16 protein-coding genes and 1 tRNA gene are annotated in these 14,665 nt (G+C 65.8%); 11 read left to right on the plus strand and 6 right to left on the minus strand.

The features are described from left to right. The first annotated feature begins 234 nt into the window (after window positions 1-234). The 6 genes from FCF25_RS04400 to FCF25_RS04425 all read left to right on the plus strand — a co-directional run bounded on the left by FCF25_RS04400 (window position 235) and on the right by FCF25_RS04425 (window position 4,226). On the plus strand, window positions 235-477 hold the full coding sequence (locus FCF25_RS04400; protein WP_137047453.1) for a glutathione S-transferase N-terminal domain-containing protein: 243 nt from the start codon (window positions 235-237) through the stop codon (window positions 475-477). Beyond that, window positions 474-1,007 carry a cob(I)yrinic acid a,c-diamide adenosyltransferase gene (locus tag FCF25_RS04405; protein WP_137047454.1) on the plus strand — a complete coding sequence of 178 codons (534 nt, stop codon included), beginning with the start codon at window positions 474-476 and terminating at the stop codon, window positions 1,005-1,007. Before FCF25_RS04400 ends, FCF25_RS04405 begins: the two co-directional genes overlap by 4 nt. Before the next feature lie 289 nt (window positions 1,008-1,296). Beyond that, window positions 1,297-1,371: transfer RNA gene (locus tag FCF25_RS04410), tRNA-Val, on the plus strand. A 316-nt stretch (window positions 1,372-1,687) separates the two neighbouring features. Beyond that, complete coding sequence (locus FCF25_RS04415) at window positions 1,688-2,299, plus strand: TetR/AcrR family transcriptional regulator (protein ID WP_137047455.1); 612 nt, start codon at window positions 1,688-1,690, stop codon at window positions 2,297-2,299. Then, the gene (locus FCF25_RS04420; RefSeq protein WP_137047456.1) at window positions 2,296-3,798 is read left to right on the plus strand and encodes an MATE family efflux transporter; all 1,503 of its coding nucleotides are present in this window, start codon (window positions 2,296-2,298) and stop codon (window positions 3,796-3,798) included. Before FCF25_RS04415 ends, FCF25_RS04420 begins: the two co-directional genes overlap by 4 nt. Window positions 3,799-3,938: 140 nt before the next feature. Continuing rightward, window positions 3,939-4,226, plus strand: a complete 288-nt coding sequence (locus FCF25_RS04425) for a zinc ribbon domain-containing protein (protein ID WP_117594960.1) — start codon at window positions 3,939-3,941, stop codon at window positions 4,224-4,226. Between the two features lie 38 nt (window positions 4,227-4,264). Here the strand turns inward: FCF25_RS04425 and FCF25_RS04430 are convergent, their stop codons facing one another. Continuing rightward, on the minus strand, window positions 4,265-4,948 hold the full coding sequence (locus FCF25_RS04430; protein ID WP_137047457.1) for a PGF-CTERM sorting domain-containing protein: 684 nt from the start codon (window positions 4,946-4,948) through the stop codon (window positions 4,265-4,267). Window positions 4,949-5,462: 514 nt separating this feature from the next. Between FCF25_RS04430 and FCF25_RS04435 the strand changes: the two genes are divergently transcribed. After that, a complete protein-coding gene (locus FCF25_RS04435; RefSeq protein WP_117594962.1) occupies window positions 5,463-6,113 on the plus strand; it encodes a helix-turn-helix domain-containing protein in 651 nt (216 codons plus the stop codon). Between the two features lie 43 nt (window positions 6,114-6,156). On the opposite strand, the gene sucD is transcribed toward FCF25_RS04435, so the two are convergent. Together sucD and sucC are read right to left on the minus strand one after the other, a co-directional pair. Beyond that, window positions 6,157-7,026 (minus strand): succinate--CoA ligase subunit alpha, encoded by an 870-nt coding sequence (gene sucD, locus FCF25_RS04440; protein WP_137047458.1) that lies wholly within the window; start codon window positions 7,024-7,026, stop codon window positions 6,157-6,159. Further along, entirely contained in the window at window positions 7,023-8,168 is a 1,146-nt protein-coding gene (sucC, locus tag FCF25_RS04445; RefSeq protein ID WP_137047459.1) for an ADP-forming succinate--CoA ligase subunit beta, read from the minus strand. Before sucC ends, sucD begins: the two co-directional genes overlap by 4 nt. A gap of 296 nt (window positions 8,169-8,464) precedes the next feature. Here sucC and FCF25_RS04450 point away from each other — a divergent pair, with 296 nt between their 5' ends. After that, entirely contained in the window at window positions 8,465-9,241 is a 777-nt protein-coding gene (locus tag FCF25_RS04450) for an SDR family NAD(P)-dependent oxidoreductase (RefSeq protein WP_137047460.1), read from the plus strand. Between the two features lie 15 nt (window positions 9,242-9,256). Here FCF25_RS04450 and FCF25_RS04455 read toward each other — a convergent pair whose 3' ends face one another. Together FCF25_RS04455 and FCF25_RS04460 are read right to left on the minus strand one after the other, a co-directional pair. Further along, window positions 9,257-9,472 carry a hypothetical protein gene (locus FCF25_RS04455; protein WP_117594966.1) on the minus strand — a complete coding sequence of 72 codons (216 nt, stop codon included), beginning with the start codon at window positions 9,470-9,472 and terminating at the stop codon, window positions 9,257-9,259. Between the two features lie 61 nt (window positions 9,473-9,533). Further along, on the minus strand, window positions 9,534-9,722 hold the full coding sequence (locus FCF25_RS04460) for a hypothetical protein (protein WP_137047461.1): 189 nt from the start codon (window positions 9,720-9,722) through the stop codon (window positions 9,534-9,536). A gap of 52 nt (window positions 9,723-9,774) precedes the next feature. Between FCF25_RS04460 and FCF25_RS04465 the strand changes: the two genes are divergently transcribed. Beyond that, window positions 9,775-10,731, plus strand: coding sequence for an NADPH:quinone reductase (locus FCF25_RS04465; RefSeq protein ID WP_137047462.1), 957 nt, complete (start codon window positions 9,775-9,777; stop codon window positions 10,729-10,731). A gap of 63 nt (window positions 10,732-10,794) precedes the next feature. After that, window positions 10,795-11,505, plus strand: a complete 711-nt coding sequence (locus FCF25_RS04470; RefSeq protein WP_137047463.1) for an SDR family oxidoreductase — start codon at window positions 10,795-10,797, stop codon at window positions 11,503-11,505. A gap of 83 nt (window positions 11,506-11,588) precedes the next feature. On the opposite strand, the gene FCF25_RS04475 is transcribed toward FCF25_RS04470, so the two are convergent. Beyond that, the gene (locus tag FCF25_RS04475; protein ID WP_117594969.1) at window positions 11,589-12,917 is read right to left on the minus strand and encodes a sodium-dependent transporter; all 1,329 of its coding nucleotides are present in this window, start codon (window positions 12,915-12,917) and stop codon (window positions 11,589-11,591) included. A gap of 318 nt (window positions 12,918-13,235) precedes the next feature. Between FCF25_RS04475 and FCF25_RS04480 the strand changes: the two genes are divergently transcribed. Further along, window positions 13,236-14,663 (plus strand): sodium-dependent transporter, encoded by a 1,428-nt coding sequence (locus FCF25_RS04480; protein WP_137047464.1) that lies wholly within the window; start codon window positions 13,236-13,238, stop codon window positions 14,661-14,663. Window positions 14,664-14,665: the final 2 nt, after the last annotated feature.

Genomic DNA, 14,665 nt, shown 5'->3' on the forward strand with positions numbered 1-14,665 from the left:
GATGTTGGTTCGGCGTCGGTCGCCATCGGCGGGGGTGCGGAGAGAGCCCCGGATACTGTCGATTACGCGGCGGCGTCGAGCGGCGCGTACCGAGTCGCTGGACCGCCCATACACTGTATACTACGATACCGAGTTTCGCTCGACTGCCGTCCGTGACTCGATTCGCCGCACCGATTTTCGACCGACTGTCCCCGCGGGCGAACCTCTTTGACGGGCGCGCACCTACGACCGGGCATGGCCACCGAACTCTACGCGCTGGACGGCTGTCCGTACTGCGAGAAGGTCCACGACGCGCTGCAGGAGAACGACGTCGATTACGAGACGCACTGGACGGAGGCGATGCACTCCGACCGGGACGAAGTCAAGCGCGTGAGCGGCCAGCGTGCCGTTCCCGTTCTCGTCGACACCGACCGCGGAGTGACGATGGGCGAGAGCGAGAACATCCTCCGGTACATCGAGAAGACGCTGGCGCGATGAAGATCTACACCGGCCGCGGTGACGAGGGACTGACCGACCTCAAGGACATGTCGCGCGTCTCGAAGACGAGTCCGCGCATCGAGGCCTACGGCACCGTCGACGAGGCGAACGCGCTCGTCGGCACGCTTCGACCGACCGGCTACGAAGACATCGACGAGATACTCGAACGCGTCCAGAACCATCTGCACATCATCCAGGCGGACTTTGCGAACCCCGACCCCGACGAGGGCGACCCGCAGGTGCGCGAGAAACACGTCGAACGGCTAGAACAGTGGATCGACGAGATAGACGAGGAGCTCGAACCGCTGCAGTCGTTCATCCTGCCGGGCGGGAGCGAGTCGGGGGCGGCGCTGCACCACGCTCGGGCAGTGGTCCGCCGGGCCGAACGCCGCGCCGTCGCGCTCGCCACCGACGAACCGGTGAACGACCACGCGGTGACGTATCTCAACCGGCTGTCGGACGCGCTGTTCGTCTTCGGACGGGCGGTCAACGCCCGCGACGGCGAGAAGGAGGAGTCGCCGACGTACTGACCGCTCGTCGGAGCGAGACTGAGAGAACCCGGTGAGTCCGAGATGATGCCCACGGACGCCGGGGTTGGGACAGATGCGGTGTCTGACGAGACCGGACAGGCACGGTCACAACACCGTGTTTTAGGTTAGCCTAAGATTGGCAAAAAGCGTTACGATTTAGGTTTACCTAAAACGCCTCGGAACGCGCGGATATGCGGAGAATCGAGTCGGCGGCGGCGATGTCGGTCGGAAGACGCCGCGGTCGGACAAGAAAATCCTTAAGTCCTATCCGCGGGTACGACCGAGTGCCGGGTTGGTGATCTAGTCTGGTTATGATACCTCCTTCACACGGAGGAAGTCGGCAGTTCAAATCTGCCCCAACCCATCTTCTGATTCCTCGCGACGACGCGTGATAGCAACGGCGCAGCGCGGGCAGGACAAAGCGTTCGCGGAATCGAACGTGACGACGGCATTCGAACTCGGGAGTGAAGCGAACGGAGCGAGCGGAACGACCGAAGCTCGAACTGCTCCATTCCTCCGACGAAACGGACGCGGACGTGCCTCTGGGTCCGATTTCACCGCTGCGCGCACGACTCTCGATACCACACCAGCACTCCCGACCGGTTGCGAAACAGTTTAACTGACCGGTCGGTTAGTACGACCAAGACCTGACCGACCAGTCAGTCGGAAGTCGACCCGAGATGAGCGAGGACACTACGGACGAACTGATGCGCGCGACGTACCGCGCGCTCTGCGAGCGGGGGTACGCCGCGTTGACGATGCGCGACATCGCCGACGAGTGCTCGAAGAGCAAAGCGACTCTCCACTACCACTTCGACGGCAAACACGACCTCCTGGTCTCGTTTCTGGAGTTCCTCGACGAACGGTTCGCCCGGAAAATCGCGGCCATCGACGCCGACGACCCGACGGCGGAACTGTTCGCACTCCTCGACGTCGCCTGTCCGTCCGCCGAAAGCGACGACGCCGGCGAGTTTCAGACGGCGATGCTCGAACTGACCGCACAGGCCCCGTACGAAGAGGAGTACCGAGAGCGACTGCTCGCCTTCGAGAGCCGCCTTCGCGCGGAGTTCGAGGGAGTCATCGACTCCGGCGTCGAGTCGGGCGCGTTCGACGGCGACGTCGACCCCGAACGGACCGCCGAGTTCCTCCTCACCGCCATCGACGGCGCGCAGACCCGGCGGGTCGCGGTCGGTCACGACGCAGACGAGATGAGACAGATGATATACGACTACGTACAGACGACCGTGTTAGCGGACGAATCGCCGAGACGAACCGAGGTGCGCGCCGAGTGAGCCTGCTCGACCGCATCGACAGCGTGTTCAAAGGCCCCGAGGACGTCGACCTCACCTCCGGCGGCATCGTGAAACCGCTGTTCTACCTCTCTTTGCCCATCGTCCTCACGAACCTGATGCAGACGGCGTACAACCTCGCGGACACGTTCTGGCTCGGTCAGTACGACACTGCCGCGCTCGCGGCCATCAGTTTCGCGTTCCCGATGGTGTTTCTGCTCATCTCCATCGGGACGGGCTTCTCCGTCGCCGGGAGCGTCCTCGTCGCCCAGCACACCGGCGCGAACGACGAGGAGAAAGCGGAGTACGCGGCGTCGCAGACGGTGACGTTCTCGCTTCTCGCCGCGCTCGTCCTCGGACTGGTCGGCTTCGTCTTCGTCGAGCAACTGCTGAGCGTCTTCGGGGCCTCCCCCGAGGTGCTCCCGATGGCGACGAGCTACATGCAGGTCATCTCGCTCGGCCTCATGTTCATGTTCGGCTTCTTCGTCTTCGTCGCGCTGATGCGCGGCTACGGCGACACCGTCACGCCGATGCTCGTCATGTTCGGCTCCGTCGTCCTCAACATCTTCCTCGACCCGTTTCTCATCTTCGGGTTCGACGACAACCCGCTGTTCGCGATGCTCGGCGCGGAGAGCCTCCAGACGACGCTGTTCGCCGCGACGGGGTACACCGGGTCGGGCATCACCGGCGCCGCCGTCGCCACCATCTTCTCGCGGGCGCTCGCGCTGGCCGTCGGGTTGGCTATCATGTTCAACGGCACCCGCGGCGTGGAGATCCACCTCCGCGACATGGCTCCGAACTTCGGCTACGCGCGGAAGCTGCTCGCCATCGGCCTCCCAGCGTCCGTCGAGGGTTCCGGCCGAGCCATCTCCATCAACCTGCTGCTCATCGTCGTCGGGCTGTTCTCGACGAACGTCGTCGCCGCCTACGGCGTCGGGACGCGCGTGTTGTCGGTCATCTTCCTGCCGGCGCTCGCCGTCGCCCGCGGCGTCGAGACGATGACCGGTCAGAACATCGGGGCGAACAAGCCCGACCGCGCCGAGAAGGCCGCCAACAGCGCCGCGCTGACGATGTTCGTCGTTCTCTCGGCGTTGGGCGTGCTCACCTGGTTCGGTGCCCGACCCATCGTCGGCGTGTTCACCGACAACCAGGAGGTCATCAGCATCGGCGCGGAGTTCCTCCGCTACGTCGCGCCGACGTTCGGATTCATCGGCATCGTCCAGTCGTTCGTCGGTAGCTTCCGCGGCGCGGGCAAGACCGTCGTCGCCGCCGTCATCTCGGTGTCGATGCTCGGCCTCGTCCGCCTCCCGGTGGCCTTCTTCGGAGCGGCCGACTTCGGACTCGGTCTCGGGTCGTCGGGTATCTGGCTCGGATTCGCCGTCTCGAACGTCGTCGGGGGCGTCATCGCCATCCTCTGGTACCGCCGGGGGACGTGGCGCGACGTCAACATCTCGTCGGACCGGAGCGTGCCGAGCGTCGAAGCCGAACCGACAGACGACTGACCCTCGGCCGACAGACGACCAACTGTCGTCACCGACGCGTCCGCGTCTCGCGTTCTCCGTCGTCGAACCGTCCTACCGCCGTGACGGTCGTCTCAGCCTGCGAAACCATCAATATCCGGCGTTCACTATCCTCGGGGCGGATGGAACTGCTGTTTCGGGTACTGGTCGCCGGGTTCGTCATCGTCGCGCCGTCGGCGCTGTTTCTCGGTCTCTGGCACGGCCTCCACACGCTCCGAGACGACCGCCTCGTCGAGCGACTGCTCGACGAGACCGACGAGGAGTTCGGGCGCAGCGGCCTGTTCGCTCTGACGCCGACGGCGCGCCGCAGTCGACGCTCCGGCGCGGTCGCCTGCAGAGCGTGCGGGACACCGAATCCGCGCGGCGTTCGCTTCTGTCACGGCTGTCTGTCGAAACTCGACACCGCGTAGAACGGAAGAGAGATAGGTGGTCGCCGTTCGAGTCGTCTTTAGACGCGACGGAGTGCGACCGCAACCGCACCCAGGAAACCGACGAGCGCCACGACGACGCCGAAGCCGGGTCCATCGGTGCTGGTTTCGCCGTCTTTGGTCGCCTCGTCGGCACCGTCGTCTTCGGCGGTTTCGGAGGATTCGGTCGTCGTCTCCTCGGAGCTCTCACCGTCTTCGGTAGTCGTCTCGTCGCCCGCCGACGTGGTGGTTTCACCGCTCGTACCGTCGCTGGTCACGTACGCCGTGCTGCTGATGGGCGCGCCGTTCTCTCGGTACGGGGCGTCTGCGGACTCGTTGAACGCCTCGTCACCGTCGTCGGTGTACGCGGTCGCGATGGTCACCTGGTCGCCGGTGAACGAGTCGTTGAGCGACACCGTGACGTTCGTCTGCTCGCCCGATTCGAGGTAGTCGGAGTGGCCGACGAGGTTGCCGCCCTCGTCGAAGATGGCGACGTAACCGCCGTTCGAGAGGTTCGTCTCCTCGACGACGACGCTCTGGTTCTCGACGGTCTGGTCGTTGTATTCGAGCGTCGCGGTTCCGTTCGCGGAGTCGTTCGCGGTTCCGTCAGACTGTGCAGCGACCGTCCCCGTCGTCGCGGGTGCGAGGAGGGCCATCGTCGCGGCGAGCACGGTGAACGCCACGACGGCGGTCAACGCGGTGCGTCGGATTGTAGATTGCTTCATCGTTGTCTCTGGTTCCGGTGCCGTCCGGCCGTCACGGTCGGTTTCCGGCACGCACCTGGAACTCGGCCTACACGTTCTCAACCAGTGGTAAATTGTTTTGGAAACCGAACGCCCCGGACTGTCACGACCCACGGTACGGCGTTCCACGGCGTGGTAAACCACCCCGTCCATCTGTCGTGGTCGTTGGTGACGAACGTATCAGATTCTCGAAAAACTCATAAGTGAGTAAATCCTCGTATCGAATATGCACTGGAAACACCGACGCGACGCACCGACCGCAGAGCGAAAGAAGAAAGAGACCGACGCCGGCACCCGCTGGTCGTTCATCGCGGCGGCGACGATTGCCGCGTAACGACGCCATCCAACGATACCACACCGCCGACGGCCGGCGGACGCCTCTCCTCCACCTCGACGGTGCACTCCCCGGCATCGTCGACGACGTCTCGGACGACCAGGTCTGACCGACCCGATTCTTCGGCGGTTGACATTTATCCGATACTCGCGTAGATGACGTATGAGTCACATCGCCGAATTCGAGCTATCGAGTCCGGACCTCGCGTTACTGTCGACGCTGGACGCGGCGCCGTCGATGCGCATCCGCGTCGAGGAGGTACTCTCGGCGGACGACTCGGCGCCGTTGTACCTTCTGTTCTGGGCGACCGGCGGCGACTTCGAGGCGTTCGAGGCCGCGCTCGAAGACGACGAGACCGTGCTCTCGGTCGACGTACTCGACACGTTCGAGACCCAGAAACTGTACCGAGTGCGCATCGACCCGGACGTGGTGCTTTACCCTATGGCGGCGGCCGTCGGCGCCTCCCGGTTGGAGATAACCGCCACGCACGACAGCTTCGACATGCGGATGCGTTTTCCCGACCGGGAGGCGCTCGCCGAGTTCCGCCGCCGCGTCCGCGAACGCGGGGTGTCGTTCACGCTCAAACGGCTGTACACGCCCGAGAGCCCGGAGACGACCGAACGGTACGGGCTCTCCGAGAAGCAGCGAACGGCGCTCCGGTCGGCGGTGCGGATCGGCTACTTCGACGTCCCCCGGCGCGCGAGTCTCGACGAACTCGCCGACGAGCTCGGTATCTCGGGACAAGCGGCGTCCGAGCGGCTCCGCCGCGGGACGGTCAGGCTCGTCCGCAACACTATCGAGGCGGAGTCGTAGCGAGAAAAGAGAGTGCGAACGGTCGCCGGCGGGTCCGACCCGATTAGAGGAACGACTCGATGTTGTCGGCGACTTCCTCGGGCGTGTCGCCGACGGGAACGCTCGCGTCGTTGAGCGCGTCGATCTTGCTCTCGGCGGTGCCGGTACCGCTACCGGAGACGATAGCGCCGGCGTGACCCATGCGCTTGCCCGGCGGCGCGGTCCGGCCGGCGATGAAGCCGGCGACGGGCGTGTCCATGTGCTCGTCGATGAACGCGGCGGCTTCCTCCTCGTCTTCGCCGCCGATCTCGCCGCACATGACGACGGCCTCGGTCTCGTCGTCCTCCTCGAACAGCGAGAGGGCGTCGACGAAGTCGGTGCCGATGATGGGGTCGCCGCCGATGCCGATGGCGGTCGTCTGACCGATGCCGCGGGCGGTGAGGTTGTCGACGACCTGGTACGTCAGCGTCCCCGAGCGGGAGACGAGACCCACGTTGCCGTCGGCGAAGATGTTGCCGGGGAGGATGCCGAGTTTCGCCTCGCCGGGCGTGATGATGCCGGGGCAGTTCGGGCCGAGCAGACGGGTGTCGACCTCCGAGAGGCGCTTGTTCACCTTCGCCATGTCCTGGGTCGGGATGCCCTCGGTGATGGCGACGGCGAGGTCGAGGTCGGTGTCGAGCGCCTCGAAGATGGCGTCGGCGGCGAACGCCGGCGGGACGAAGATGACCGAGGCGTCGGCGTCTTCCTCGCGGACGGCCTCGTCGACGGTGTCGTACACCGGGATGCCGTCGACCTCCTGGCCGCCTTTGCCGGGGACCGCGCCGGCGACGACGTTCGTCCCGTACGCCTCCATCTGGCCGGTGTGGAACTTGCCCTCACCGCCGGTGATGCCCTGTACCACTACGCGCGTGTCGTCGTCTACGAGAATGCTCATTGGCTCGCCTCCTGTGCGTTTTCGACCGCCCGCTGGACCGCCTCCTCCAGCGTCTCTTCGACCTCCACGAGGTCGGTGTTCAGAATCTCCATGCCCTCCTCGGCGTTGGTGCCGGCGAGGCGGACGACGACCTTCTTCGGAATCTCGTCGAACGATTCGAGCGCCTCGTTGATGCCTTTGGCTACCTCGTCGCCGCGGGTGATGCCGCCGAAGATGTTGAAGACGACCGCGTCGACGTTCTCGTCGGAGAACACCATGTCGAGCGCGTTCGTCACGCGCTCGGCTTTCGCGCCGCCGCCGATGTCGAGGAAGTTCGCGGGCTCGCCGCCGTAGTAGTCGACGAGGTCGAGCGTCGTCATGACGAGCCCCGCGCCGTTGCCGATGATGCCGACGTTGCCGTCGAGGCGGACGTAGTCGAAGCCGTACTCGCCGGCTTTCCGTTCGAGGTCGTCCTCGTACGTCTCCTCTTCCATCTCGGCGAGTTCCGGTTGCCGAAACAGCGCGTCGTCGTCGATGTTCATCACGGCGTCGGCCGCGACGACGTCGCCGTCCGACGTGATCATCACGGGGTTGATCTCGATGTCGGAGGCGTCGCGCTCCTCGTAGAGGTCGTACAGCGTCGTGAGAATCGAGGAGACGCCGCGCGCGACCGACTGGTCGACGCCGGCGTCGTAGACGGCCTTCCGCGCCTGGTACGGGTGCAGGCCGAACGCCGGGTCGATGTGCTCACGAGCGATGGCGTCGGGGTTCTCCTCGGCGACTTCCTCGATGTTGACGCCGCCCTCCGTGGAGACCATGGCGACGGGTTTGCCCTCGCCGCGGTCCATCGTCACACCGACGTACAGTTCGTTCGTGAAGTCGACGCCGGCCTCGACGAGCACCTGTTCGACGGTGTAGCCTTTCAGGTCCATCCCGAGGATGTCGTCGGCGTACTCCCGGGCCTCCTCGGCGTCGGAGGCGAGTTTGATGCCGCCGGCCTTCCCGCGGCCGCCGACGTGAACCTGCGCTTTGATAGCGACGGGGTAGCCGATCTCCTCGGCCGCCGACACTGCCTCGTCGACGCTCGTCGCGAGCTGCGACTCCGGAATCGGAATCCCGGCGTCGGCGAAGATATCCTTCGCCTGATACTCGTGAAGCTTCATGCGTACGTGTGAGGGTTCGACTGGCGCTTAAATCCCGTTCATTCGTGACACAGCGGCGCGTGGTTGCGAACGGGAATCGCGGAGCACGACCGGGACGCGGAATTTTCGGAGCCGACTCGGAAAGAAGGCTCAATACGCTGGGAGACGTAGGATACGACGCCTCGTAGTGTCCGGTCACTCGCGCCCACGATACATCCCGCTACGGGGCGCCTCGGTTCGGCGACCCGCGGTGGTCCGCGACGTGTGACCACCGCGTCGGACTGAGCCTTTATTCGTTCTCGGCGAGAGCCACACCTATGTCAGTACTCGATAGTTTCGGACTCGACGGACGCACCGCCGTCGTCACCGGCGGCAACCGCGGCATCGGTCGCGAAATCGCCGACGCGCTCGCGGAGGCGGGCGCGAACGTCGTCGTCGCCAACCGCGACGGAGAGTCGGGGACGGTGGCCGCCGAGGAACTCGAAGACGACTGGGGCGTCGAGACGCTCGCGGTCCCCGTCGACGTGGCGGACGAAGCGGAGGTTCGCGCGATGGTCGATGCGACGGTCGACCGCTTCGGCGGCGTCGACGTGCTCGTCAACAACGCGGGCATCGTCGTCCACGAGGCGGCGGAGTCGATGACCGTCGACGAGTGGGACGCGGTGATGCAGGTCAACGTCAGAGGCGTCTTTCTCTGCTCGAAGTACGCCGGCATCGAGATGATGGATTCCGGTGGGACCATCCTCAACGTCTCCTCGATGTCCGCCCGCGTCGCCAACTACCCGCAGCGGCAGGTCGCTTACAACGCCTCGAAGGGCGCGGTCGAATCCTTCACCCGACAGCTGGCCTCCGAGTGGGCCGAACACGACATCCGGGTGAACTGCCTCGCGCCGGGCTACATCCGCACGGACAACACCGACCAAGCCGACGACGTGGACCCGAACATCGACGAGGTGTGGCGCTCGGAGATGCTGATGGACGAGATTCCCGGCCCCGAGGCCGTCGCGCCCGCGGCGCTGTACCTCGCCAGCGACGCCTCCTCGTACGTCACCGGCGCGTCGCTCGTCGTCGACGGCGGCTACACGGTCAGATAGTCGGCGGACCTACGTTCACTCGTCCTCGTCGGCGTACAGTCGCACCAAACGGCACTCCGGGCAGACGTAACCGTAAACCGTCGGCGTCCGTCTGAGTCCGAGTCTCCCAAGTAGCCCCTCGCGCGCGTGGTCGGTCCGCAGCTTCAGTCGTTCCTGTTGTATCGTCGTCACCGGGTCCGCGCGCTCCATCGTAACGCCGCAGTCGGGGCAACGGTGCGTATCCGAGGGCATAGGTGAGATACGCGTCGCCGGGCGAAAGGGGTTTACGCCGTTTCGGGTGGGCGCGCGAAGGCTACACGTCGGCGTAAAATCGTACGAGTCCGCACTCCGGACAGAGCATCGCGTCGACGTACGAACCCTTCAAATCCAGCGCACCGAGGATTCCGCCGCCGGAGTCGACGCGGATCCCGTCGCCGTTGTAGGTCGTCTCGTGGTTCACGTCCTCCATCGAAACGTCGCAGTCGGGACAGCGGGGGGCCATGCGCCGGCGCACGTCGCCCCCTTTTATCGCTCCTGCGGTCTTCGCTCTCTGTATGCGCGCAGCCAGATTTCACGAGCACGGTGGCCCCGAGGTACTGACCGTCGACGACGTCGACTCGCCCGAACCCGGTTATGGCGACGTAATCGTCGACGTTCGCGCCATCGGCGTCAACCCGGTAGACACCTACTTCCGAGAGGGCGCATATCCCGTCCCGTCGCTACCGTTCACGCCCGGTTCGGACCTCGCGGGCGTCGTCTCGGCGGTCGGCGACGGCGTCGACCGGTTCGCGCCGGGCGACCGCGTCTTCGGTACCGGCCTCGGCAACGGGATGCACGGCACCTACGCCGAGGAAGTCGCCGCGCCCGCCGAGTTCCTCGCAACGCTCCCGGAAGGGGCCTCCTTCGAGGACGGCGCGGCGCTCGCGCTCGTCGGGATGACCGCGTGGCAGGCGCTCGTCGCGCACGCGGAGCTGGAGCCCGCAGAGCTGGCGCTGGTCCACGGCGGAAACGGCGGCGTCGGCCACGTCGCCATCCAACTCGCTGAGACGATGGGCGCGCGCGTCCTCACGACGGCGAATCCCGACTACCGCGATAGGTTGGAAGCGCTCGGCGCGGAGACGGTGTTCGACTACGGTCGAAGCGACCTCACGGAGTCCGTCCAGCGCGTCGGCGCGCCCGAAGTCGTCGTCGACACGCGGATGGACGAGTACATGCAGTTCGACGCCGACGTGGCCGCGCAAGGCGCGCGAGTCGTCTGCCTCGGCAACTCGACCGAGCAGGCGGGTCTCTCCGCGGTCGGCGCGGCCAAGAGCAAAGACGTTCGCTTCCAGTTCATGACGATGTACAACACGCCCGACAAGGCGGCGGTGTTGGCGCGCCTCGGCGACCTGCTCGCCCGCGGTGAGGTCGTCCCCGAAATCGAGCAGACGTACAGTCTGGACGAGGCGGGCGAGGCGCAGCGCGCGGTGCTGGAGGAGAGCTTCCTCGGCAAGTTGGTCATCACGACCTGAGCGGCTCGGAGTGAGGCCTCGCCGCCGCGACTTTATGGCGCTCGCCGCCGACTCCTTCCCCGTATGACAGTGAGCTTCGACTTCAGCGACAGAGTCGCCGTCGTCACCGGCGCGTCGGGGGCGCTCGGCAGCGCCGTCGCCGAGGCGTTCCGGGACGCGGGCGCGACCGTCGCCGCCTGCGACGTGGTGGAACCGAGCAACGACGACGCCCGACTCGACGCCGGTGACGGCATCGAGTTCTACAAAGCCGACTTCACCGACGAGGCGGCCGTCTCGGAGACGATGGAACAGATCGCCGACGACCACGGGCGAATCGACTACCTCGCCAACATCGCGGGGACGTGGCGCGGCGGGTCGCCAATCGAGGAGACGGAGGTGGACACGTTCGACTTCCTCTTCGACGTGAACCTGAAGACGATGTTTCTGGCCTCGAAGCACGCGATTCCCCACCTGAAGGACGAGGAGGGTGCCATCGTCTCCGTCTCCGCGCGGTCGTCGCTCGAAGGCGGCGAGGGCGACGGCATCTACCGGGCGTCGAAGGCGGGCGTGCGACTCCTGACCGAGACCATCGCCGAGGAGAACAAGGGGACGGTGAGAGCGAACGCGGTGATGCCGAGCGTCATCGATACGCCGCAGAATCGGGAGATGATGGAGGACGCCGACTTCGACAAGTGGGTGAAACCGGAGGAGATCGCGCGGGTCGTCATGTTCCTCTGCTCGGACGGTGCGGCGGTGACCAGCGGTGCGGCAGTGCCGGTGTACGGCGAAGCGTAGACTCGCAGCGCGAGCGCCGTCGCGGCGACATCGCTACCGCGAGTACCGTCGAAAAACACCGCGAAGCGCCCGGCGGGGCGCGTTCAGAAGTACGTTTCCTGCAGGAAGCCGATGTAGTCCATCGTGCCCAGCGCCAGCGTGACGAGCAGGATGAGGATGACCGGGATGCGGAGCATCCAGATCCAGTACGTCTCGAACGCGCCGTCGCCGTTGCGACCCTGCGCGAGCTCCGCCAGCGAATCCTCCGCGTACGCCCAGCCGACGAAGATGGCCATCAGCGTGCCGCCGAGGACGAGCAGGATGTTGTTGGCGAACAGGTCGTACGTGTCGAGGTACGTGAGGTCCAGCGCCGTCGGGATGCCGACGACGAACAGGATGCCCGCGATGACGACCGTCGCCACCTTCCGGTCGACGCCGAAGTTGTCGATGGCGTAGGAGACGACGACTTCGAGGATGCTGAACGCGCTCGTGAGCGCGGCGATGCCCAGCATGAAGAAGAACACGAAGCCGATGACGTTACCGGCCGGCAGTTCGCCGAACGCCGCGGCGAGACTGATGAACACCGCGCCGGCACCGCCGGAGCCGGGTTCTGTACCCTGCGCGAACAGGAACGGGAAGACGACGAGACCGGAGAGGAACGCGATGAACGTGTCGATGGCGACGACGGTCAGTCCGTCGCCGAGCAGGTTGCGGTCCTCACCGAGGTAGGACGCGTAGGTAATCATCACGCCCATCCCGAGCGAGAGGGTGAAGAACGCCTGTCCGGCGGCGTCGGGGATGATAGAGAAGATGTTCGCGGAGATCTCGGCGAAGTCCGGCGAGAGGTAGTACGAGTACGCCTCGCCCGCCGAGTCGAGCGTCGCGCCGTAGGCGGCGAGAATCGCGAGCAGCACGATGACGCTCGGAACCATCACCTTGGCCGCGCGTTCGAGGCCGTCGCGGATGCCGAGTGCGACGACGCCGGCGACGAGGCCCATGAAGACGGCGTGGAAGATGACGGCGTTCGTTCCGGACGCCGTCGAGAGGAAGTACTCCTCGGGTGCGCCGAAGTACGCCCCGGAGACGCTCCCGATGATGTACTGTAGCACCCACCCACCGACGACGCTGTAGTACGAGAGGATGATGAATCCGGCTAACGCGCCGATCGCGCCGATGAACGTCCACGCCGGTTTCCCGAGCCGTTCGAAGGCGTTCACCGGATTGCGCTGCGACCGCCTCCCGATGACGAACTCCACGAGGAGAACCGGTAGTCCGACGACGGCGATAAAGAGCAGGTAGACGACGAGGAACGCCGACCCACCCGCTTCCCCCGTCAGGAAGGGGAAGCGCCAAATGTTACCTAATCCCACTGCGCTACCGACCGCTGCCAAGATGAATCCGAGCCGTGTGGCCCAGGTTTCTCGTGCAGGCATGTGATGCCATATCTAAGAACTATCTTATAAACCCGCGTTATCTTCTCGCACAGTGGCACGTGGTAACGTCCGTATTTTTAACAGTCACTACCGTGAACACTTTTTCGCGTCTGCACATTCGCAGAATATGTGACTTCGTATTCATGTGTCAAATCGTCACCGGAGACGGATTTCGAGCGAAAAATCGGTCCCGAAACCGCCGGAAGAGCGCCTATAATCCGTTATTTTTGCGCGCTGAGAGTTCTTCGACTCGAAACGCACTTTAGCGATGTCGGGCCAATGCCAAGCAATGACACGAGACGGACGGGCGATGCGCACATGACACGAGAGACGTGGGGGACGCGAATCGGCTTCATCCTCGCGGCGGTGGGGAGTGCGGTCGGGTTGGGCAACATCTGGCGGTTCCCCTGGGTCGCCGCCGAACAGGGCGGCAGCGCCTTCCTCGTCGTCTACCTCCTCGTCGTGCTCGCCGTCGGCGTCCCCGGACTGCTCGGCGAGTTCGTCATCGGGCGACGGTCGAACCGTAACCCCGTCGGGGCGCTTCGTTCGCTGTCGGGGTCGAAGAACTGGGGCCGAATCGGCTTCTTCAGCGTCGTCGCCTCCGTCGCGCTGCTGTCGTTCTACAGCGTCGTCGGCGGGTGGATTCTCCGCTACTTCGTCGAGAGCGGAGCCGCGCTCCTCGGCAGCGGCGCGCCGTACTTCTCGAACCCCGGGGAGTACTTCGGCGCGGCCGCGTTCGGTCTCGACGCCGTCTTCTTCCACGTGCTGTTTCTCGCGCTCACCGCCGGTATCGTCCTCGCGGGCGTCCGCCGCGGCATCGAAGTCGGGACGACGGTGATGATGCCCGCGGTGTTCGTGCTCCTCGTCGCGCTCGCAGTGTGGGCGTCGACGCGCACCGGGGCCGACGCCGGGTACGAGTTCTTCCTGCGCTTCGACGCGGCGACCGTGCGGGAGAACTTCTTCCAAGTGCTCGGTCCGGCGGCCGGGCAGGCGCTCTTCACTCTCTCGCTCGGCGCGGGGACGATGGTCACGTACGCCTCCTACCTCGGCGAAGACCGCTCGCTGCCCGCGGACGCGACGACCATCGCCGTGCTCAACACGGCCGTCGGCGTTCTCGCGGGGCTCGTCGTCTTCCCGCTGCTGTTCTCGCTCGGTATCGACCCCGCGTCGACGGGAACCGGCGAGGGTGCGCTGTTCGTCGGCCTCGCGGGCGCGTTCTCGCAACTGCCCGGCGGCATCGTCATCGCGACGGCCTTTTTCGCCGTCGTCACGCTGGCGGCGCTGTCGAGTTCCATCAGCATGCTCGAAATCCCCGTCTCGTATCTCGTCGACGAACACGGGATGCAGCGCCGCAACGCGGTCGGTCTCCTGTCGGCCCTCGTCGCGGTGACGGGGAGCGTCTGTGCGCTTCGGCCGAGCGTCTTCGGCTTCGTCGCCGGGACGCTCGTCGACATCCTTCTCACCGCTGGCCTCGCGGTGTTCCTCGTCTTCGTCGGCTGGGTGATGGGCCGAGACGCCCTCGGCGAGTTCCGGGCCGGGAGCGGGCTGTTCGCCCGCGCGCTCGCGGACCCGTGGCGCGTCGCCGTCGGCGTCGTCATCCCCCTGTTTCTGGTGTTCACGCTCCTGACGACGTTCGGCGTCGACGGAGCGTTCGGGTTCTGGCCCACCGTCGCTCTCGCGGCCGTCGTCGCCGCCGCCACTATCCTCGGCGCGCGCGCCTCGCGGCGGCTCCCGAGGGCGAACTGACT

It is taken from the genome of Haloprofundus sp. MHR1 (genome assembly GCF_005155585.1).
GTDB lineage: Archaea > Halobacteriota > Halobacteria > Halobacteriales > Haloferacaceae > Haloprofundus > Haloprofundus halophilus.